Raw genomic sequence first — 20,670 nt, forward strand, 5'->3', positions numbered from 1 at the left:
AAGTTGTTCTGGAATAAATTAATACAATCTTTAATGCTAAAATTTTAGGGCTGAAAAAATCTATTTCAACAAATTCTATTTATTTGTCGGGGAATATTTTTTTCCAATCGTCTTTGATACTTACAACATGATATTTATATTTAGCTGCAGTGCTTAAGGATAAATTATCTTTTTCCTGATAATTGTATTCTCTAATAGAATCATTATGATTTACAATTAATTGAAAAGAAGGATATTTGCTTCCCGAAGAATATCTTAACATAGCAAGATCTCCGGCTCCGCCTTCGTTTCCGCAGGCAAAAACAGGACGCTGACCAATGTGCAATTGTATGCCAACAGGTTTTCCTTCTTTATCATTAAAATGATCTAAAGCAGGTTCTCTTAAAACTACATTTTTAGTATCATCGAATTTATATTTGAAAGAAGTTCCCACAACTTGATCTTTTGGGATTCCGTAGAAATCTTGAGATATTGCTCTCACCACTTCAACCGTTCCACCGGTAACAATGAAAGTTTTGAAACCATTTGCACGCAAATAATTCAAAAGCTCCAATTGAGGTTGGTATCTGATTTGTTTTAGCGGAACATTTTTACCAGGATATTGTGCACCAGCAAAAAACTCTTTTGTAGAAGCTTCAAATTCATCTTCGGTCATTCCGGTATGCGTTGCGGCAACCAATTCTATAAGTGCTTTATCGCCGCCTTTTTCAAAAAACGTTTTGTCTTTTTCAACAACGGCTTTAAAAGGTTGTTTTTGTGCCAAAGCAGGATTGGCTTCGACCATTTTCTTAACTCGGTAAAAAGCAAATAATTCCTGAACATATGGTTTCTCAGCCCAAAGCGTTCCGTCATTATCAAAAGTGGCAATTCTGTTTTCTACCGGAATAAAATCCGGGCTTCCTTCTTTGGTTACTTTTTCAACGTAAGCAATAATATCTTTTTTTAAAGTTCCGTCATTCCAGCTTGGCAATGGATCGCCGCTCGTTGCCACAACTGCCGTGCTATCTTTCGAAGTTGCAGTTGTATCAGTTTCATTTTTTTTACAGGAAACCAGTAAAAATAAAAACAGGGGCACGATATATATTTTTCTATACATGATGTTGATTTTTTAAATTAATAGAGCTTGAACTATGAGGGATTCAAGCTCTATTTATTAGATATTTTTATTTTTTCTTTTTGGAATCGGCTTCCGCTTCTTCTTTTACTTTAGGCAATATGTTTTTCTCCACATATTGCTTTGTTTTAATGTCTTTTAAAGTCTGTTGTAAAATAGTAGTTGGGTTAAAACTTGGTGGGAAAGAACGAGGAGGATATTCTTTAAAAGATTCGGCAAAAACGAATACATCGTTCATTACTCCATATATTCCTCCAACATGATTTATCAACCAATCCCAGTAAGTGTTTGAAGTAAAATCAGCTCTTTCATACGGATCCTGATATAAATTGAATATTTTTTGTAGACGAAGCTCAGTAAAAGGTTCTGCCCAAACTCCCATGGTTCCTGCCAAACGCTGTTCTGCAAAGACATATTTATAATCTCCTTCACGTATTCCAACAAGAAGACCGTCATCATCTGAATAGAAGAATTTATCTCTTGAGCTTTTTCCGCCAGCAAGTAATTTTGTTTGGTCAAAACCGTCTAGATGTACTTTGTAACTATGACCATTTGCATTATATCCTTTTAAAAGCTTATTAACTATGTCTGTTTCACCTGCAATTGAAGCGAAAGTAGGAATCCAGTCATTGTGACTCATCAATTCATTAGTTACAGTTCCTGGTTTAATATGTCCTGGCCAGCGAACAATACAAGGTACACGGAAAGCACCTTCCCAGTTCGTGTTTTTCTCTGAACGGAAAGATGTCATAGCACCATCAGGCCAGGTATTCATATGTGGTCCATTGTCTGTTGAATATACCACGATCGTATTGTCAGCAATTCCTAAATCGTCTAATGCTTTCAGGATACTTCCAATAGTTTCATCGTGCTCTATCATACCATCAATATATTCGCTGTCCCCATGTGTGTATTTTCCTCTGTGTTCTGCTCTAACGTGCGTACGAAGGTGCATACGAGTAGCGTTGAACCAACAGAAAAATGGTTTTCCTGCTGCATGTTGTCTTTTAATAAAGTCAATTGCAGCTGCTGATGTTTCATCATCTACAGTTTCCATTCTTTTTTTAGTAAGTGCTCCAGTATCTTCAATTTTTTGTTTTCCAACTCTACCAAAACGAGGATCTGTAGTCGCATCATCAACATTTGTAGCTACACATTTTAAAACTCCTCTTGGTCCAAATTTTTTGAAATATTCAGGATCTTTAGGATAATCTGGCAATTCTGGTTCTTCTTCAGCATTTAAATGGTATAGATTTCCATAAAATTCATCAAAACCGTTTACAGTTGGTAAACTCTCATTTCGATCACCTACGTGATTTTTACCAAATTGTCCTGTTGAATAGCCTAAACTTTTCAAAATTCCTCCAATAGAAGGATCTAATTGACTCATTCCCATTGGTGCTCCTGGAAAACCAACTTTTGTAAGTCCAGTTCTAATACCATGCTGTCCTGTTAAAAAGGCGGCTCGCCCCGCAGTACAGCTCTGCTCTCCATAATAATGCAAAAAACGCATTCCTTCATTTGCCAAACGATCAATATTGGGTGTTGTATATCCCATAAGTCCATCACTATAGGCGCTTATATTTGTAATTCCAATATCATCTCCCCACAGCACTAAAATATTAGGTTTTTTGTTTTGGGCATTTAGGGAAATACCAGAAAAAAACAGTAGTGCAAATACTATAATTGCATTATTAAATCCGCATTTTAATTTGACTTGTTTCATGATTAAAAAATTCGTTAATAAATATTTTATGTATGAGTTTAGTAATTCAGAAAAAATAATAGAGGAATGAAATTAAATTTTATCTATAATTGGTTGTATTTTTTAGAGATGTTTCAAATTAATTTCAGTTCGATAATTGGAACGTATAATTTTTAACTTTTTGTTAAGTCTATCAAATGTAATTATTAAATAAGCGAATTGCCTTAATTAAGTGGGTTGAGCTTGTTGCATTTTAGAAAATGCAACAACAAAATTTGAAAATCTGCACCAGATTGTTTCATTTTGGAAAATGAAACATGGTAAAAATCTGAAAATTAACATTTTGTGTTTTTTAAGGTAAAAATTTGGAAAAGTAAAAAAGAGAGGCTTTTTGTATAAACATTACAAATTTATGTTAGACAAAAGAAGATTGGGAGAGATCTTTTTGAAAGAAACAGCTTTTTTTCCTAGGAGATTAAACCTACACAAGGGTATTTTTTAAAGTTTTTATTGTAAAATAATTCCTTAAATTATATTAAAATAAAAAGAGCATTTTTAAAGAAGGTAAAATGAATAAAAATAAAAAATGCCACTTAATTTTTAAATAAGTGGCATTTTATAAAGTATAAATTGAAGAATAATTACTCGATTTCAGAAACTCTCATCGTATTAACCATTCCTTTGTCTTTAATTGGCATTGCAGCAAGATTAATTAAATAATCACCTTTTGTAGCATAACCTTTTTCAACTGCAATTCTGTTTACATCAGTAACAGTATCATCAGTACTTTCTTCATTATCATAGAAGAATGATTTAACTCCCCACAATAAGTTTAATTGTGTTAAGATTCTTCTGTTTGAAGTAAATACTAAAATATGTGCAGAAGATGGTCTCCACGCTGAAATTTGGAAAGCCGTATAACCACTATTTGTTAAAGTACAAATTGCTTTAGCTTCGATTTCATTTGCAAGTAAAGCCGCTTGGTGACAAACAGTTTTAGTAACAAAACGTTTTGTTTTAATTTGTGGCGTATTTTGCGGAACCTGAATTAGAGGAGAATTCTCTACAGCCTCACAAATTTGAGTCATTCTCTGGATTACCTGTACAGGATAGTTTCCAGTAGCAGTTTCTCCAGAAAGCATTACAGCATCAGCACCATCCATTACAGAGTTTGCAACGTCGTTTACTTCAGCTCTTGTTGGAGTCAAACTTGTAATCATTGTTTCCATCATTTGTGTTGCAACGATAACTGGGATTCTAGCTGTTTTTGCTCTGCGGATCAAATCTTTTTGAACCAATGGTACTTCGTGAGCAGGAAGTTCAACTCCAAGATCTCCACGAGCAACCATTAAACCATCACAATATGCTACAATTTTATCCATGTTCTCAAGAGCTTCCGGCATTTCGATTTTAGCAATAATTGGAATTTTAACGTCTGAATGTTTAGCGATCAATTCTTGAAGATCTTGTAAATCGCGAGGTGTTTTTACAAACGAAAGTGCGATCCAGTCTACTTTTTGTTCGATTGCAAAAATCGCATCGGCAATATCTTTTTCAGTTAAAGCTGGCAAAGAAATTTTTGTGTTTGGAAGATTAACCCCTTTTTTAGATTTTAATTCTCCACCCTGAATAACTTTAGCAACAACTTCTGTCTTTTTATCTGTAGAAACAATTTCGAAAATAAGTTTACCATCATCAAGCAAAATACGCTCTCCAACATTTACATCATTTGGGAAATTTTGATATTTCATAAATGCTTTTTGCGCATTTCCTACAATATCTTCTGCCGTTGTAAAAGTGATTTCATCACCATCATTTACAACAGTTCCTTCTTCCATTACACCAACTCTAAGTTTTGGTCCCTGCAAATCTCCAAGGATTGCTGTAGTGTAACCAAACTCTTCGTTTAAGCCTCTAATGATATCGATTTTTTCCTTTACTCCTTCGTAATCTGCATGCGAAAAATTGATTCTAAACACATTAACCCCTGCTTCGATCATATCTTTAATGATCTCTCTTGTACTACAGGCAGGCCCAAGTGTAGCAACAATTTTGGTTTTCTTGTTTGTTAACATTTTTTTTAAAAAATTAGATTGTTTTTTGATTTTATTTTGTTGGTATCGACAGCATACACTGCTGCAATACTTTCTATTGAATTTAAATGTTGTTGAATTTCTGAAAAATCGACAGCCTCTTCGCTATTGTCAATTTTCAGGAAAAAATCTACTTTTTTGAATTCAGGAAGTAAATGAATTGTTGTAGAAACCTCACTTGTTTCATTAGAAAACAAATTCTGGAAATCATTCGTACTCACAGAAATGATTTCATTTTTATTCTGAATCAAATTCCATGAAATAGCTTTTTCAGAATCATAATAATAAAATCTCGAAAAATTTGCTTCGCCTTCTTTTGTCTGAGCATGTATCTCGTTTTTGCTCTTACTTAAGTTAATAGGAAGGTTTTTATTGATAAAATAAGCAAGTCTGTAATCTTCTAATGAAGTATGAATTGCCATTAAATAATAATCAATTTCGTCAAATTCGTCTAAATCCAATCTATGAATAGCCATGTCATGAAAAATCAAGTTGTAAATATACTATTTCTAACGGAGCATAAATAGCGATCGGCGGGTTGTTTTTGTTAATTTATAAACGAAAACGATATAGCCTTAAGAAAATTACAGCATTCTTGTAACTATTTCTTGTCAATTTTTTCCTGAAATGCAAAATAAGCACGTTGCGATGCTTTTTCTTCTGCTTTCTTTTTTGAAGTTGCTCGTGCTCTAGCAATTACTTTGTCGTCTATACTTAATTTGACACCAAACAAGCGTTGTCCGTCAATACCATTATCTTCAAAAATGTCATAATGAAAAACTCTTTTTTCTTTTTGACACCATTCGATAACTAAACTTTTGTAGCTAATTACTTTGCCTTCAAGTCTGGCAATATCAACATACGGGGTTATGACTCTTTTTTGAATAAATTTTTCACAATACAAATAGCCTTTGTCTAGGTAAATGGCGCCAATAAGCGATTCAAAAATATTACCATGAATGTTTTCGCCAAAATGATGCACAGGAACTTTGCTTTCTACAAAACGGACTAAATTTAAATCCTTTCCGAGTTCATTCAAATGTTCACGGCTTACAATTTTAGAACGCATTTTTGTTAAATACCCTTCGTCACCATTTGGTGCTTTGTTGAATAAATGTGCTGCAATTACGGCACTTAACATTGCATCTCCTAAGAATTCCAGACGCTCATAATTTATTGGATGACCGGCTTCATCAAGCTTATTTGATGATCTGTGAGTGAATGCTTTTTTGTAGAATTCAATATTTACAGGCTGAAAACCAAGAATTTTCTGAATAGTGTCAAAAAAAATCCCGTCTTCTAGAGAACGGGATTTAGAAAATATTTTTTTGATAATATTCATATACAGAAATTACTCAGCGATTTTTTTAAACAATACACATGCATTGTGTCCACCAAACCCAAAAGTATTACTCATAGCAACATTTACCTCTCTGTGTTGAGGTTTGTTTAAAGTAAGGTTTAAAGATGGATCAATATTTTCGTCAACAACTGTATGGTTAATCGTTGGAGGAACAATACCGTGTTTCATAGCCAAGATAGAAGCAATAGCTTCAATAGCTCCAGCAGCACCAAGTAAGTGTCCTGTCATTGATTTTGTAGAGTTAATATTGATGTTTTTAGCATGAGCTCCAAAAACTTTACTTATCGCTTTTAATTCAGCAACGTCTCCTAATGGAGTAGAAGTTCCGTGTGTGTTGATATGATCAACATCTTCAGGGTTCATTCCGGCGTCTCTCAAAGTGTTTTCCATTACAGCAATAACTCCAATTCCTTCCGGATGTGGTGCTGTTAAGTGGTAAGCATCAGATGACATTCCGCCTCCGCCAATTTCGCAATAGATTTTTGCACCTCTAGCTTTAGCGTGCTCATAATCTTCAAGAACCAAAGCTCCTGCTCCTTCACCTAAAACGAAACCATCTCTGGTTGCATCAAAAGGTCTTGAAGCTGTTTCAGGACTTTCGTTTCTTGTTGATAAAGCATGCATAGAACTAAATCCTCCCATACCAGCAATTGTAACTGCAGCTTCAGAACCTCCAGATACAATAACATCACACATTCCTAAACGGATGTAGTTGAAAGCGTCAATTAATGCGTTTGCAGAAGATGCACAAGCAGAAACTGTAGTATAGTTTGGTCCCATATAGCCATTACGCATAGAAATATGTGCAGGAGCAATATCGGCAATCATCTTAGGAATAAAGAAAGGATTGAATTTTGGAGTTCCGTCACCTTTTGCATAATACATTACTTCATCCTGAAAAGTCTCTAAACCTCCAATTCCAGCTCCCCAGATAACACCAACTCTTTGTTTGTTTACGTTATCATTTGTGATTCCGGCATCTTTGATAGCTTCATCACTGGCAGCAATTGCATATTGAGCAAATTTATCAAGTCTGCGGGATTCCTTGCGATCCATGTAGTCTTCAATATTGAAGTTTTTTACTTCGCAGGCAAATTTCGTTTTATGCTTCTCTGTATCATAATATGTGATAGGAGCGGCTCCGCTTACTCCATTCACAAGTGCATCCCAATACTCCTGGATATTATTCCCGATAGGAGTAAGTGCACCTAATCCTGTTACAACAACTCGCCTTAATGCCATAAATATGTATTTTGTACTTTAAACAAATAAAACCCATGCTTTCTTAACAGTATCGTTACTTAAGAGCCATGGGCATTACAATATAAATATATCTTTTTGATTGAAAATCAATCGAAATTTAAATTTGAAAAAAAATAATAACACCCGACTCTTAAAAATTTCAAAAATCAAAAAACAAATTCCAATTTGGAATTTGGAATTTCAAAAATTGGTACTTTTAGAAATCGGGTGTGGTATTATTATTTTTTTGCTTCCTCGATATAAGAAATAGCTTGACCTACAGTAGCAATGTTTTCTGCTTGATCGTCTGGAATTTGAATATCAAATTCTTTTTCGAATTCCATAATAAGCTCAACAGTGTCTAATGAGTCAGCTCCTAAATCATTAGTGAAGCTTGCTTCTGTTACAACTTCGTTTTCGTCAACACCTAATTTGTCTACGATAATCGCTTTTACTCTTGATGCAATGTCTGACATAATCTTTAATTTTAGAATTTAATTTGTTGGCAAAAATAAAAAACTTTATTTTAAAACAACTATTTAGTTAATAAATGTAACACTAATTTATAAAATTAATTTCAAGAAAGCCGTTTTAAAGCTATTTATTTTGGATTTTTATTCCGTTTTTTGCATTCTCAAAATTAATGCTATTATGAAAAAAATTATCGTTTTTGCCTCAGGATCAGGAACTAATGCGGAGAACATTATAAAATATTTTTCGGAAACCGAAATCGCAAAGGTCGTTTGTGTGTTTACAAATAATGCAGAAGCAAAAGTGATCGAAAGAGCAAAAAATCATCAAATTCCTTTCGAAATTTTCTCAAAAAACGATCTTTCAGAGCGAAATGTCCTACAAAAAATACAAAAAATCGACCCGGATTTGATAGTTCTTGCGGGTTTTTTGCTGAAATTCCCTGAAAACATAATTGAGCAATATCCAAATAAGATAATTAACATACATCCAGCGCTTTTGCCTAATTATGGAGGTAAGGGAATGTACGGAATGCACATTCACAGAGCGATAGTAAATAATAAGGAAAAAGAAACCGGAATCTCTATTCATTATGTAAATGAAAATTATGACGAAGGCGGCATCATCTTCCAAGCCAACGTTGCATTAACGGATGAAGATACGCCGGAAACCGTAGCAGAGAAAATTCATGAACTGGAACAAAAACATTTTCCGGAGATTATTCATAGAATATTAGACGATTCAAATTCTGAAATTTAAACCATATAAGTCATATAAGAATATATAAGTTCAGCGTCTAGATATATTTGACAAAGAAATATAAGAAGTAAGTGTTAAATGAAACTTGCATTACTATATGGTGAAATTTGACAAAAATATAATACCTAAGCATTAAATGGACTTACATTACTTATATGGTGAAAAAACAAACACATGAATCACGAAGTACATATATATACAGACGGCGCTGCAAAAGGAAATCCTGGAAATGGCGGATATGGCGTTGTGATGGAATTGGTTGGAACACCACATAAAAAAGAGTTCTACGAAGGCTTTCGCTTGACGACTAATAACAGAATGGAACTTCTTGCTGTAATTGTGGGCTTAGAAAAACTGAAAAAAGAAAACATGAAAGTTTTAGTTATTTCGGATTCTAAATACGTTGTCGATTCTGTTGAGAAAAAATGGGTTCTAGGTTGGGAAAAAAAGAAATTTGCCGGAAGAAAAAACCCCGATTTATGGAAACGCTTTTTAATTGTCTACCGCAAACATCAGGTCGATTTTAAATGGATAAAAGGACATAATAATCACCCACAAAACGAACGCTGCGATCAACTTGCTGTTATGGCATCTATGCAACCCAAACTTTCTATTGATGAATATTACGAAACCATAGGTTCTAAAGAATAAAAAAAACGCATCAAATATTTGATGCGTTTTTTGTTTCTAACTTAAAAAATTATTCTTCTTTATCTATATCTTTTGCTGTTTTAAATCCTGTTAAAAGACCAATTCCGGCCATTATAAAAATAATTGAAGGATAAACGGCGTCATCGTCTAGAGATGTATAAGTTGTGATTAACAAAGCAAGAAAAATTCCAACACCGCTTCCTATTAATAGGAAGGCAACATTTACAACAAAGATTTTCCATGCCGAACTTCCTTTAGTTCTTCCTTTTAAAAAGATACTTGCATCTGCACCTTTTTCTATAAGCGCCAAACGCTCTCTGTTTCTTGTTGAGTAAAAAAGATAGACAATCCCAAAGATCATCGCAAAAAGGCTAAGTGGTACTAAAACTTGTGGTCCCATAATTTTTATGTTTTTATAATTGATTGATACTCCATAGGACGATAGCTTTTAAATTGAGGTTACAGCTTTTGGTAAAAAATTTCAAAAAATAAATTCCAAATTCCAAAACTTGCTGATTATGAGTTAATTTTGGGTTTTATTAAAAGTGTGAAATCTCAAAATACAAGTCGAAATGACAACATTATGGTTAAGCTTTTTTAAAGTTCTACCCAATCCAACAATTGGAATTTGGGATTTGAAAAAATTGGAATTTATTTTTTCAAAATGTTGTAACCTAAAATAACAAACTGTCGTCCTATATAATATGAGTACAATTCCAGATCAACATTATATCGATAGAATCCTGCAGGGCGAGACAAATTTGTTTGCCGTGTTGGTAGATCGTTATAAGGATATGATTTTTACGTTGTCGCTCAAAATGGTCAAAAATAGAGAAGAAGCCGAAGAAGCTGCGCAAGATACTTTTATTAAAGTATACAATTCTTTGAATAAGTTTAAGGGCGATTCTAAATTTTCAACCTGGATTTATAAAATCTCTTATAATAATTGTTTGGATCGTTTGAAGAAAAACAAAAAAGAAGATTTAAATATTTCCATAGATGAGTTTTCATCGCATTTAGTCAAAACCATGGACAATGCTTTGAGTGCTTTAGAAGACAAAGAGCGAAAGCAGGCCATTCAGAATTGTTTAAATTTGTTACCAAGGGAAGATAATTTTCTGCTGACTTTGTTTTATTTTGAAGATCAGAATTTAGAGGAAATTGGCAAAATCATGAATATAAATGCTAATAACGTTAAGGTGAAATTATTTAGAAGCCGACAAAAATTAGCGACCATTTTAAAGAAGCAATTAGAACCCGAAATAGTGGAGTGTTATGAAAGAGGAAGATAAAAATTTAGAAAATCTTATTGAGAAAATGATGGCCGAAAATACTTTGCAATCGCCATCTGCCGACTTTACTTCGAACTTAATGTCGCAAATTCTTGTCGCCGAAAAGGCAAAAATTAAACCTTATAAGCCTTTGATTTCCATTTCAACATGGGTTTTTATTGGAGTTGCTTTGGCTTTTTTAATTGCATATAATGTATTTTTTGCTGGAGCAGAGAATAATTTAGAAATAGGAAAATCTTATACTGATAAAATTTCGGCAATTGTTTCTGGAATTCATATTTCAAAAACTTTATTGTATGCTATTTTAATAGTTCCTTTTATGGTTTTGATTCAGGTTGGTGTTTTGAAAAATTATTTTGATAAGAAGTATCAACTGTAAATTAATTCATAAAAGAAATGAAAACAAAAAAAATATACGCATATTCAATCTTAATGTCGTTGTTTTTTGTCACTAGTTATGCATTAGCGTTTCCGTCAAGCTTTACTACTAAAGAAATAAAATTTGCTAGCGAAGGAGTTACACTCGCTGGAACTGTTTTTATACCCAACAACGTACAAGCAGCCGTTGTAATTGTCCATGGATCTGGGCAAGAAAAAAGAATGATAGACTTTGCTACAATTCTGGCCAATAACGGAATTGCAGTTTTAACGTATGATAAACGTGGAGTTGGAGAATCGGGTGGTGTATACGCAGGACCAGAAGTAGGAACTAACAATGTTGATTTCGCAAATCTAAATCTTTTGTCTTTAGATGCTAGTGCTGCCGTAAACACTTTATCTAAATCCCTATCAAATAATAAAATAGCAATAGGTTTAATAGGTGGGAGTCAAGCCGGATGGATAATTCCATTGGCAGCAGAGAAAAATAAAAAAGTCCAATTTATGACCATATTCAGCGGCGCTCTTATAACAGTTAAAGAACAATTGAGATTCCAATTTTATACAAATGGAGATAAAAATTTTTGGGACACACACTCTGAAGAAGAGGCAAGAAAACACGTATTCAATGACCCTGATAAATACGAGTTTGTTGATACAGATCCAAAAGGTATTCTTTCTAAATTATCAATTCCGGGAATCTGGATTTTTGGAGGCAAGGATATTCAAGTTCCTGTAAAGCTGTCAATCGAATATCTTGATATATTAAAGTCTAAAGGAAAACATTATGAATATAAATTGTTTCCAAACTTGGGTCACAATACAGCATTTTCAGACGATGAAGAGCCGATGAAAGATGCAATCAGTTGGATGAAAAATATCGATAAATCGAAGAATTATAAGTAAAAAAACTAAACTAGTTATAGCTAACAATGACTAGAAAATATTGTTAGCTTCCTAAAAACTTCTTTTGATAAAAAGTATCAATATAATCTTTATTTAAAAGAATCTTCTCTTTTAATTATAGTAGATCTCACATGTATATCATCAAAACTAATATCATATCGGTTTAAATATAATATATAACTTATTGTAGAATATTCGTCAGATCCTATAATTGCTTTTTTAAGTTCAAATTCTCCCTTTTTATAGGATGGTTCAGAATATTTTTTCAGAAATTTTTCGAACCCTAATTGAACATATTCTTTTTGTACTTTTTTATTTAATTTAAATTTCTTTTCGATAATAAGTCGAGAATTCTGATCAAACACAAAATCTTCAGCTAAAAAAGTTTCTAAAAATGTTTTGAAAGATTTATATTTTTTTGAGTAGAACAGTTTGTAAGATGCATAAAGACCATTTTCAGTTGTCATAAAAATTTCATCATGGTTTGTCATTAAATATACATCTGAAAATCCATAAGGAATAAATACATGTTGTCCGTCTTTTTCATTATCTCTAAGAGCTAATTTCTCAATCATTTCTTCAGAAAAATTAGGCTCTTTTCTTTCGCAGGAAATCAAAAGGCAAAATAATATTAATAAGGTTAGGATTTTCTTCATAAATGAGGTTTGATGTTGAAACAAATCTAACAAAAATATACAGCTTTTTTCCCAAATAAAAAGTACAATTTAAATCCAAAAACCATATTTAAACTTTCTAAAAATTAGTTTAACAAGAAAAGTATCAACTGTGGTTTGTTTTTATATTTTTGTTGAAATCAATATAAAATATGAAAAAAACAATTTTGCCCCTTTTACTTTTTTTTGGATTTTTATCTAGTTCTAATGCGCAAGTTTTGAAAAAAATTGTTCAACTTGAAACAAATACAAGTCGCTACAAAAGTGATGTAGAAATCCCAGACACTATCGTATATAATTTTAAAAGCAATAAATTATTATCGTCGTTAAAGACTGGAGGTTCATTGAAAAAATACGACTATAATGATAAAGGATTGCTGTCTAAAATCAGTGAATCTCAGACTAAGCGCCCTGATAGCGGTGAGTCAATTGAAGAGTTTGAGTACGATAGCAACGGATTTTTAGTAGGAACTTCTTATTATCGAGGTAAAAATGGAGTGAAAACCGATGGTGCTAGTACTTCAGGTATGAAATTTGAATATCAGATTAAAAATGACAACGAATTTACGATAACAGGAAATGGAACTGGTACTAATAGTATTATACAGAAACTTTATGTTATGAAAAATAACGTTTTGACTGTAACTATGAACGTTGGCAAAATTAAAACAATTTCGGTTTATAATTTTAAAGACGGAAATGTAGTTTCGGCAAATATTAATAAAAACACAAGAGAAAATCATACTTTACTTTATACTTATGATGCTACTCAAACTTTAAACGAAACAATATTTAAAAATTTATTCGGAGAGAAATATTTTTACGCTTTATTGTGTTCTCCTCCTGAAATTACACTAAATAATTCTCCTCAGTTCAGTAAAAATATAATGAAATCGTCTGCTCTTGAAAAACAAATAAAAGCAGAAGTCGGAATAATTACAGATAATGTGAAGATTGATTATAATGCTAATAATTTTCCTGTAAAATCAGTAAACACCGCAATGGTTACTGCTGGTTCTGATGTGTCACCACGATTTCTTATTGAGCAAACTTATATTTATGAATAATTAAGGATTAAGTCAGATAATTCTAATTTGACCTTGAAAAAACTACTTGAAACCTGATAAATTATCAGGTTTTTTTATGGGTAATTTTCAAACTTTAACTCGATTCATAATTTAGAGTAAAAACTGTATGCAAAAAAGCAAAACCAAATTGCATCTTAAGATTTGTTTCGATAAAATTATTGATGTTTTCATATAACTGATGAACTTGCAAGTTTTTTGCAAAACGACATAATCTTTTCCGGCCAAAAACTTATTTAGATACGCTATAAGATTCAAATATAATTATCTCATTTACAATAGTTTTTACCCCGAAATCGATATCTTTTTTTTAAGAAAATTTTGAGAACCTAAACCGTTGCAATATTGTAACTTATGAAGTATCTTTGCACCCTAATTCGAAATTCATAAAATGAATAAATTATTGATTGTTGGAACGGTTGCTTTCGACGCGATTGAAACTCCTTTCGGAAAAACAGATAAAATATTAGGTGGTGCTGCAACGTACATTGGTTTATCGGCATCCTTTTTTAACTTGCAATCGGCTATTGTTTCTGTAGTTGGAGACGATTTTCCTCAAGAACATTTAGATTTATTGACTTCAAAAAACATCGATATCTCAGGTATCGAAATTGTAAAAGGAGGAAAAACCTTTTTCTGGAGCGGTTTATACCACAACGATTTAAATTCTAGAGACACTCTTGTAACGGAGTTGAACGTTTTAGCTGATTTTCAGCCAAAAGTTCCTCAAAACTACAAAGATGCCGATGTTGTAATGTTAGGAAACTTACACCCATTAGTACAAAGTAGTGTTTTAGATCAAATGGAGAAAAAACCAAAATTAGTTGTTTTAGATACAATGAACTTTTGGATGGATTGCGCGCTTCCGGAACTTTTAGACGTTATCAAACGTGTAGATGTTATTACAATCAATGACGAAGAAGCAAGACAACTTTCTGGTGAATATTCATTAGTAAGAGCAGCTTCTAAAATCCAGGATATGGGACCAAAATATGTGGTGATCAAAAAAGGAGAACACGGAGCACTTTTATTCCACAATAGAGAAGTATTCTTTGCACCAGCTTTACCATTAGAAGATGTTTTTGATCCAACTGGAGCAGGAGACACTTTTGCAGGAGGATTTTCTGGATTCATTGCGCAAAGCGAAAACATTTCGTTCAACAATATGAAAAATGCAATTATTTACGGTTCAAATTTAGCTTCGTTCTGCGTTGAAAAATTTGGAACTGAAAGGATGGAAACATTAAGCAAAGCCGAGGTGGCGATTCGATTACAGCAATTTAAGTCGTTAACTCAGTTTGACATAGAAATATAATGCCTAAGAGCCTCGGTTAAACGGGGCTTTTTTTATTACGTTAATACACACAACTTACAACAACACAAAATACAAAAAACAATGAGCGACGCTTTAAAACACGAATGTGGTATAGCCTTAGTTAGACTTCTTAAACCGCTTGAATACTATAAAGAAAAATACGGAACTGCTTTCTACGGAATCCAGAAAATGTATTTAATGATGGAGAAACAGCACAACCGCGGACAAGACGGTGCTGGTTTTGCAAGCATTAAACTGGATGTTGAACCTGGACAACGTTATATCAGCAGAGTTCGTTCGAATCATTCACAGCCAATTCAGGATGTTTTTAAACAAATCAATGAGCGAATCAGCGAGGAATTAAAAGCAAATCCGGAAATCGCTGACGATATTCATAAAATAAAATCGGAAATTCCATATGTTGGCGAATTGTTCTTAGGACACGTTCGTTACGGAACTTTCGGAAAAAACAGCATTGAAAGTGTTCACCCATTTTTGCGTCAAAGTAACTGGATGCACCGTAACTTGATTTTGGCTGGAAACTTTAATATGACAAATGTTAAAGAGCTTTTCGAAAATCTTGTTGAATTAGGACAACATCCAAAAGAAATGGCGGATACGGTTACCGTAATGGAAAAAATTGGTCACTTTTTAGACAAAGAAGTAATGCAATTGTACCAAGACTGTAAAGCTGAAGGATATTCTAAAAGAGAAGCTTCGCCAGTAATTGCAGAAAGATTAGATATCGCAAAAATCTTGACACGTTCAGCTAAAAACTTAGATGGTGGTTATGCAATGGCCGGATTATTAGGTCATGGTGATGCCTTTGTTTTTAGAGATCCTGCAGGAATTCGTCCAGCTTACTTCTATCAAGATGATGAAGTAGTTGTAGTAGCTTCTGAAAGACCGGTTATTCAAACTGTATTTAATGTACCTTTTGAAAGCGTTCAGGAAATTGATCCAGGAAATGCTTTAATTATCAAGAAAAACGGAAATGTTTCTATGAATCAGATCTTAGAGCCAACCGTTAAAAAAGCGTGTTCATTCGAAAGAATTTATTTCTCAAGAGGAAGTGATGCTGAAATTTATCAAGAACGTAAAAACTTAGGTAAATTAATTTTGCCAGCCGTTCTTAACGCAATTGACAGCGATACAGACAATACTGTTTTCTCATATATTCCAAATACAGCTGAAACGTCATTTTATGGTTTAGTCGAAGCTGCTCAGGATTTCTTAAATCAGAGAAAAAACAATTATATTCTGGCCAACAGAAATACATTAACTACTGAAACACTTCAGGAGCTTTTAGCTGTAAAAATTCGTACGGAGAAAGTAGCTATTAAAGATGCGAAGCTTAGAACGTTTATTACAGAAGACAGCAGCCGTGACGATTTAGTTGCGCACGTTTACGATGTTACTTACGGTGTAATTAAACCGGAAGATAACTTAGTTATTATTGACGATAGTATTGTTCGTGGTACAACATTAAAAATGAGTATCATTAAAATGATGGATCGTTTAAATCCAAAACGTATCGTAATCGTTTCATCGGCACCGCAAATCCGTTATCCTGATTGTTACGGAATTGATATGGCAAAACTAGAAGGACTTGTTGCTTTTAGAGCTGCTTTGACTTTATTAAAAGAAAGAAACTTATATCATATTGTTGATGAAGTTTATGCGAAATGTAAAGCGCAAGAAAATTTCGCCGATAAAGATGTTGTAAATTATGTTACAGCAATTTACGATCAATTTACACCAGAAGAGATTTCAGATAAAATTGCAGAAATGTTAAGCTCTCCAGAAATCAATGCCGAGGTAAAAATCATTTTCCAGAAAGTAGAAGATTTACATATTGCATGTCCTAAAAATTTAGGAGATTGGTACTTTACAGGAGATTATCCAACTCCGGGAGGAAATCGAGTAGTGAACCGTGCATTTATGAATTTTTACGAAGGAAAAGACGCCAGAGCGTATTAATAAAATACTAACAAAAGGTTAAAATGTGCATTTCATCGGTTTTTTTTGCCGTTCATCCTATTTCTTTGGTGAAAATGAAAAGCTATAATACTTTTGGAAAACCATAACATTAGTAGGTTAAGTTTATGGTAGATTTGGGGCAAAAAGGGTGGAAGCAATTCCACCTTTTTTATTTTATGCAGATAAGTACTTATAAAAGAGAATACTAGAGTCACTTAATCGAAAATATTAGTCATTCATCTAAAAAGTTTTTTTAATAGAAATAGCTGCCATACATTTACTGAACCATAACATTAGTAGGTTAAGTTTATGGTAGATTTGGGGCAAAAAAGGCGAAAGAGATTTCGCCTTTTTTATTTGACACAACTTATTGATTATCAGCAAGTTTTGTTATTTAATCGGATATATTGACCATTCGTCTAAAAAGTTTTTTTAATAGAAATAGCTACCATACATTTACTGAACCATAACATTAGTAGGTTAAGTTTATGGTAGATTTGGGGCAAAAAAGGCGAAAGAGATTTCGCCTTTTTTATTTTCTTTTTTTAGAGAAAAGAAACAAGATTATAGAATCAAGACGAAATGAATAGATAAAAAAAAGACGAGCAACCTTTCGGTACTCGTCTTTGTTCTTTATTCTTTGCTCTTTTCTCTTATTTGTCTAAAGCAAATCTTCTTGCAACTTCTGTCCAGTTAATTACACTGAAGAAAGCTTCAATATAATCTGGTCTTCTGTTTTGGTAGTTTAAGTAGTAAGCGTGCTCCCAAACGTCCATTCCTAAGATTGGAGTTCCACCGTTACCAGCAACTTCCGGCATTAATGGGTTATCTTGATTTGGAGTACCTACAACTTCTAATTTTCCTCCTTTTTGAACTGTTAACCAAGCCCATCCAGAACCAAATTGAGTTGCTCCGGCTTTAGCAAATTTTGCTTTAAATTCGTCAAAAGTTCCAAAAGAAGCTTCGATTGCAGCCAATAAATCACCTGTTGGTAATCCGCCTCCGTTTGGAGACATTACAGTCCAGAATAAATTGTGGTTGTAGAAACCTCCACCATTGTTACGAACTGCAGCGTTTGATTTATCTAAGTTGATTAAGATATTTTCGATTGTTTTTCCTTCTAAATCTGTTCCTGCGATAGCAGCGTTAAGATTTGTTGTGTATGCATTGTGGTGCTTTGTATGATGGATTTCCATTGTACGTGCATCAATATGTGGTTCTAATGCATCATATGCGTAAGGTAATTGTGGTAATTCAAAAGCCATGATATTATGATTTTTAGGATTTATAATTATTTATCCAAATTTAGACATTTAACTTTGGAATAGAAAATACTATTTAGTTATTATTCGATTTAATAAATCGATTATTTCATTTTTTAGCATATAAATGCTTGAAAATCTTTATTTTCCGTTAAAAGCTGTCATTGTATTTTCCAATCCTGCAGTACCAAAAGATTTTATAATCTCAGATGCCACTTCTAAACGTTCTGGCAATTTTGCTTTTTCATCTTCATCCCAATCACCTAAAACATAATCAACTTGCTGTCCTTTTTTGAATTCGTCACTGATTCCGAATCTAAAACGAGTGTATTCCTGCGTGTTTAATATTTGGTTGATGTTTTTGAGTCCGTTATGGCCTCCATCGCTTCCTTTTTTACGGATGCGAATAGTTCCGAAAGGAAGATTCAAATCATCGGTAATAACAAATATGTTCTCTAACGGAATATTTTCTTTATCCATCCAGTATTTCACTGCTTTTCCACTTAAATTCATGTAAGTGTTTGGCTTAAGCAGAAAAAATGTTCTTCCTTTAAATTTGTATTCGGCAAGCGAGCCAAGTTTTACAGTTTCAAATGAAAGGCTTTCTTGTTTGGCTAAAAAGTCTAGCACTTTAAAACCAATATTATGTCTGGTGTTTACATATTCAGCACCAATGTTGCCAAGTCCAACGATTAAATATTTCTTCATATTATCTGTATCCTCTTCTTTATTTGTTGATGAAAACAGTTTTGTTATCCATTTTATCATAAGGCAAAAGTAACTTTAATTCGAGAATTAGACAATTAGATCATTAAGGAATGCGCAGAATAATAAAATAGTAAAGTAAATTTTCTAACATTTTTAATACTCGGAAATACTAATTATAAACAATAACGTTATAAATAAGTAGTGCATCTTTCCTTGTACCTATATAATAGAGGATTTTTGTACTTTTATGGTATAATCCCTAAAATGCTACTATTTTGATAAATTTTAATCCATTAGAACTATTTCAAACCAAAGGAAAAATCAAGAAAGTTTTTAGAGAAGCCAAAGCTTCCTATTTAAACCGAATTCGTTTTGCAGTTGGAATGTTTTATTTCGGAATGGGATTAAGTTTTGCAACTTGGGCAAGCCGAATTCCGGATATCAAAACAGCTTTGCATTTAAGCGAAGGCGATCTGGGATCTATACTTTTTGCTTTGCCAATGGGACAATTGGTCATTATGCCTTTTTCAGGAAAAATGGTTACCAAATTTGGGAGCCATCGCATTCTAGTTTTCTCTCTTATAATGTATGTTGTTTGTCTGATAAATTTAGGATTGGCAACAACCGCACTGCAATTGTCTTTAGGATTGTTTTTGTTTGGCTTGTTTGGAAACCTAGCCAATATAGCAGTAAATACTCAAGGTGTTTACACCGAAGTACTTTTTAGAAAAACAATAATGTCTTCGTTTCACGGAATGTGGAGTTTTGCTGGTTTTTCTGGAGCTTTGGTTGGTCTCGGAATGTTAGCTTTACATTTATCTCCGCTGCATCATTTTATAATTGTTGGATGTGTTGTACTATTAATGGTGGCGTTTAATTTTAAATTTTTGGTCAAAGCCAAAGAAAAAATCAAACATAAAGGAGAAAAGAAAAAATTATTTACAAAACCAGATAGCACTTTAATCTGGCTTGGTGTAATTGGTTTTTGCAGTATGGCCAGCGAAGGTGTAATGTTTGACTGGAGCGGTGTATACTTTAAAGATATTGTAAAAGCGCCAGGGCCGTTGGTAATTTTAGGTTATACATCGTTTATGATTATGATGGCCAGCGGAAGATTCTTAGGCGACGGACTCATTAATAAATTCGGGCGTGAGCGTGTCATGCAAATTAGTGGTGTTATGATTTCCGGCGGACTTTTCACGGCTGTTTTTCTTCCTTATTTAATTCCGTGTACGATTGCTTTTATGGCCGTTGGATTGGGCGTGGCAACGATTGTTCCTACGGTTTACAGTATGGCAGGAAAAAACCCGACGGTTCCGCCAGGAGAAGCTTTGACAATTGTTTCGAGCGTAAGTTTCTTAGGGTTTTTAATGGGACCTCCTGTTATTGGTCACATTGCAGAAAATTTTGGACTTCAATTCTCTTTTGCTTTTATCGGAATCTTTGGTGTTCTGATCGCTTTTATGGTTTCTAAAATTAGAACTACAGAATAAAATTCATAACTAAAAAGCAAAAAATAGGCGAATGTAGTTAAATAATTTTAAATTTCAATCAAAACATTAGTAAGAAAAAACATATATTTTTGAATATTTTCTTTACATTTGAATTTCAGGATTTAAGAATTTAAATCTTTATACTTTTCCAAAAAACCAATTTTATCTTTTGAATAGGA

20 protein-coding genes are annotated in these 20,670 nt (G+C 33.1%); 9 read left to right on the top strand and 11 right to left on the bottom strand.

From position 1 onward, the window contains the following. Positions 1–79: 79 nt before the first annotated feature. The 7 genes from BD847_RS08760 to BD847_RS08790 form a co-directional block, all read right to left on the bottom strand. Positions 80–1,096 carry an HAD family hydrolase gene (locus BD847_RS08760; protein WP_115887906.1) on the bottom strand — a complete coding sequence of 339 codons (1,017 nt, stop codon included), beginning with the start codon at positions 1,094–1,096 and terminating at the stop codon, positions 80–82. Positions 1,097–1,163: 67 nt separating this feature from the next. Continuing rightward, positions 1,164–2,840: an arylsulfatase gene (locus tag BD847_RS08765; protein WP_115887907.1), complete on the bottom strand. Its 1,677-nt coding sequence runs from the start codon at positions 2,838–2,840 to the stop codon at positions 1,164–1,166. 620 nt (positions 2,841–3,460) lie between these two features. Then, positions 3,461–4,894, bottom strand: coding sequence for a pyruvate kinase (gene pyk / locus BD847_RS08770; RefSeq protein WP_115887908.1), 1,434 nt, complete (start codon positions 4,892–4,894; stop codon positions 3,461–3,463). A 5-nt stretch (positions 4,895–4,899) separates the two neighbouring features. Then, positions 4,900–5,388: an IPExxxVDY family protein gene (locus BD847_RS08775; protein WP_115887909.1), complete on the bottom strand. Its 489-nt coding sequence runs from the start codon at positions 5,386–5,388 to the stop codon at positions 4,900–4,902. Between the two features lie 125 nt (positions 5,389–5,513). After that, a complete protein-coding gene (gene rnc, locus BD847_RS08780) occupies positions 5,514–6,254 on the bottom strand; it encodes a ribonuclease III (RefSeq protein WP_115887910.1) in 741 nt (246 codons plus the stop codon). A gap of 9 nt (positions 6,255–6,263) precedes the next feature. Further along, a complete protein-coding gene (gene fabF / locus BD847_RS08785; protein WP_115887911.1) occupies positions 6,264–7,517 on the bottom strand; it encodes a beta-ketoacyl-ACP synthase II in 1,254 nt (417 codons plus the stop codon). A 239-nt stretch (positions 7,518–7,756) separates the two neighbouring features. Next, positions 7,757–7,993, bottom strand: a complete 237-nt coding sequence (locus BD847_RS08790) for an acyl carrier protein (protein ID WP_007137004.1) — start codon at positions 7,991–7,993, stop codon at positions 7,757–7,759. A 175-nt stretch (positions 7,994–8,168) separates the two neighbouring features. Between BD847_RS08790 and purN the strand changes: the two genes are divergently transcribed. Beyond that, entirely contained in the window at positions 8,169–8,747 is a 579-nt protein-coding gene (gene purN / locus BD847_RS08795; RefSeq protein WP_115887912.1) for a phosphoribosylglycinamide formyltransferase, read from the top strand. A 174-nt stretch (positions 8,748–8,921) separates the two neighbouring features. Further along, positions 8,922–9,398, top strand: coding sequence for a ribonuclease HI (gene rnhA, locus BD847_RS08800; protein ID WP_115887913.1), 477 nt, complete (start codon positions 8,922–8,924; stop codon positions 9,396–9,398). 49 nt (positions 9,399–9,447) lie between these two features. On the opposite strand, the gene BD847_RS08805 is transcribed toward rnhA, so the two are convergent. Continuing rightward, on the bottom strand, positions 9,448–9,798 hold the full coding sequence (locus BD847_RS08805; protein WP_026727197.1) for a DUF6249 domain-containing protein: 351 nt from the start codon (positions 9,796–9,798) through the stop codon (positions 9,448–9,450). A gap of 304 nt (positions 9,799–10,102) precedes the next feature. Here BD847_RS08805 and BD847_RS08810 point away from each other — a divergent pair, with 304 nt between their 5' ends. The 3 genes from BD847_RS08810 to BD847_RS08820 are packed head-to-tail and all read left to right on the top strand — an operon-like array spanning position 10,103 to position 11,974. Next, positions 10,103–10,690, top strand: a complete 588-nt coding sequence (locus tag BD847_RS08810) for an RNA polymerase sigma factor (RefSeq protein ID WP_115887914.1) — start codon at positions 10,103–10,105, stop codon at positions 10,688–10,690. After that, the gene (locus BD847_RS08815) at positions 10,674–11,069 is read left to right on the top strand and encodes a hypothetical protein (RefSeq protein ID WP_115887915.1); all 396 of its coding nucleotides are present in this window, start codon (positions 10,674–10,676) and stop codon (positions 11,067–11,069) included. The genes BD847_RS08810 and BD847_RS08815 overlap by 17 nt, the downstream gene beginning before the upstream one ends. Before the next feature lie 17 nt (positions 11,070–11,086). Then, positions 11,087–11,974, top strand: a complete 888-nt coding sequence (locus BD847_RS08820) for an alpha/beta hydrolase family protein (RefSeq protein WP_115887916.1) — start codon at positions 11,087–11,089, stop codon at positions 11,972–11,974. A gap of 89 nt (positions 11,975–12,063) precedes the next feature. Here BD847_RS08820 and BD847_RS08825 read toward each other — a convergent pair whose 3' ends face one another. Then, entirely contained in the window at positions 12,064–12,630 is a 567-nt protein-coding gene (locus BD847_RS08825; RefSeq protein WP_147298505.1) for a hypothetical protein, read from the bottom strand. 236 nt (positions 12,631–12,866) lie between these two features. Here BD847_RS08825 and BD847_RS08830 point away from each other — a divergent pair, with 236 nt between their 5' ends. The 3 genes from BD847_RS08830 (at position 12,867) to BD847_RS08840 (ending at position 17,028) form a co-directional block, all read left to right on the top strand. Continuing rightward, the gene (locus BD847_RS08830) at positions 12,867–13,715 is read left to right on the top strand and encodes a hypothetical protein (protein WP_147298506.1); all 849 of its coding nucleotides are present in this window, start codon (positions 12,867–12,869) and stop codon (positions 13,713–13,715) included. Between the two features lie 409 nt (positions 13,716–14,124). Beyond that, on the top strand, positions 14,125–15,048 hold the full coding sequence (locus tag BD847_RS08835; protein WP_115887919.1) for a PfkB family carbohydrate kinase: 924 nt from the start codon (positions 14,125–14,127) through the stop codon (positions 15,046–15,048). 81 nt (positions 15,049–15,129) lie between these two features. Continuing rightward, complete coding sequence (locus BD847_RS08840) at positions 15,130–17,028, top strand: amidophosphoribosyltransferase (protein ID WP_115887920.1); 1,899 nt, start codon at positions 15,130–15,132, stop codon at positions 17,026–17,028. Positions 17,029–17,681: 653 nt separating this feature from the next. On the opposite strand, the gene BD847_RS08845 is transcribed toward BD847_RS08840, so the two are convergent. Both BD847_RS08845 and pth read right to left on the bottom strand, forming a co-directional pair. Next, entirely contained in the window at positions 17,682–18,293 is a 612-nt protein-coding gene (locus tag BD847_RS08845; protein ID WP_115887921.1) for a superoxide dismutase, read from the bottom strand. 138 nt (positions 18,294–18,431) lie between these two features. After that, positions 18,432–19,058 (bottom strand): aminoacyl-tRNA hydrolase, encoded by a 627-nt coding sequence (pth, locus tag BD847_RS08850; RefSeq protein ID WP_115887922.1) that lies wholly within the window; start codon positions 19,056–19,058, stop codon positions 18,432–18,434. A gap of 215 nt (positions 19,059–19,273) precedes the next feature. Here pth and BD847_RS08855 point away from each other — a divergent pair, with 215 nt between their 5' ends. Beyond that, on the top strand, positions 19,274–20,491 hold the full coding sequence (locus tag BD847_RS08855) for an MFS transporter (protein WP_115887923.1): 1,218 nt from the start codon (positions 19,274–19,276) through the stop codon (positions 20,489–20,491). The last annotated feature ends 179 nt before the right edge of the window (positions 20,492–20,670 follow it).

This window comes from Flavobacterium cutihirudinis (genome assembly GCF_003385895.1).
GTDB classification, from domain to species: Bacteria; Bacteroidota; Bacteroidia; order Flavobacteriales; family Flavobacteriaceae; genus Flavobacterium; species Flavobacterium cutihirudinis.

Excerpts from the sequence above, each read along its gene's own strand:
- BD847_RS08825 (WP_147298505.1), bottom strand. The coding sequence starts at position 12,630 with ATGAAGAAAATCCTAACCTTATTAATATTATTTTGCCTTTTGATTTCC.
- BD847_RS08790 (WP_007137004.1), bottom strand. The coding sequence starts at position 7,993 with ATGTCAGACATTGCATCAAGAGTAAAAGCGATTATCGTAGACAAATTA.
- pth (WP_115887922.1), bottom strand. The coding sequence starts at position 19,058 with ATGATAAAATGGATAACAAAACTGTTTTCATCAACAAATAAAGAAGAG.
- BD847_RS08835 (WP_115887919.1), top strand. The coding sequence starts at position 14,125 with ATGAATAAATTATTGATTGTTGGAACGGTTGCTTTCGACGCGATTGAA.
- BD847_RS08810 (WP_115887914.1), top strand. The coding sequence starts at position 10,103 with ATGAGTACAATTCCAGATCAACATTATATCGATAGAATCCTGCAGGGC.
- BD847_RS08845 (WP_115887921.1), bottom strand. The coding sequence starts at position 18,293 with ATGGCTTTTGAATTACCACAATTACCTTACGCATATGATGCATTAGAA.
- BD847_RS08805 (WP_026727197.1), bottom strand. The coding sequence starts at position 9,798 with ATGGGACCACAAGTTTTAGTACCACTTAGCCTTTTTGCGATGATCTTT.
- BD847_RS08765 (WP_115887907.1), bottom strand. The coding sequence starts at position 2,840 with ATGAAACAAGTCAAATTAAAATGCGGATTTAATAATGCAATTATAGTA.
- BD847_RS08820 (WP_115887916.1), top strand. The coding sequence starts at position 11,087 with ATGAAAACAAAAAAAATATACGCATATTCAATCTTAATGTCGTTGTTT.
- purN (WP_115887912.1), top strand. The coding sequence starts at position 8,169 with ATGAAAAAAATTATCGTTTTTGCCTCAGGATCAGGAACTAATGCGGAG.
- BD847_RS08760 (WP_115887906.1), bottom strand. The coding sequence starts at position 1,096 with ATGTATAGAAAAATATATATCGTGCCCCTGTTTTTATTTTTACTGGTT.
- pyk (WP_115887908.1), bottom strand. The coding sequence starts at position 4,894 with ATGTTAACAAACAAGAAAACCAAAATTGTTGCTACACTTGGGCCTGCC.
- BD847_RS08775 (WP_115887909.1), bottom strand. The coding sequence starts at position 5,388 with ATGGCTATTCATAGATTGGATTTAGACGAATTTGACGAAATTGATTAT.
- fabF (WP_115887911.1), bottom strand. The coding sequence starts at position 7,517 with ATGGCATTAAGGCGAGTTGTTGTAACAGGATTAGGTGCACTTACTCCT.
- rnc (WP_115887910.1), bottom strand. The coding sequence starts at position 6,254 with ATGAATATTATCAAAAAAATATTTTCTAAATCCCGTTCTCTAGAAGAC.
- rnhA (WP_115887913.1), top strand. The coding sequence starts at position 8,922 with ATGAATCACGAAGTACATATATATACAGACGGCGCTGCAAAAGGAAAT.
- BD847_RS08840 (WP_115887920.1), top strand. The coding sequence starts at position 15,130 with ATGAGCGACGCTTTAAAACACGAATGTGGTATAGCCTTAGTTAGACTT.
- BD847_RS08815 (WP_115887915.1), top strand. The coding sequence starts at position 10,674 with ATGAAAGAGGAAGATAAAAATTTAGAAAATCTTATTGAGAAAATGATG.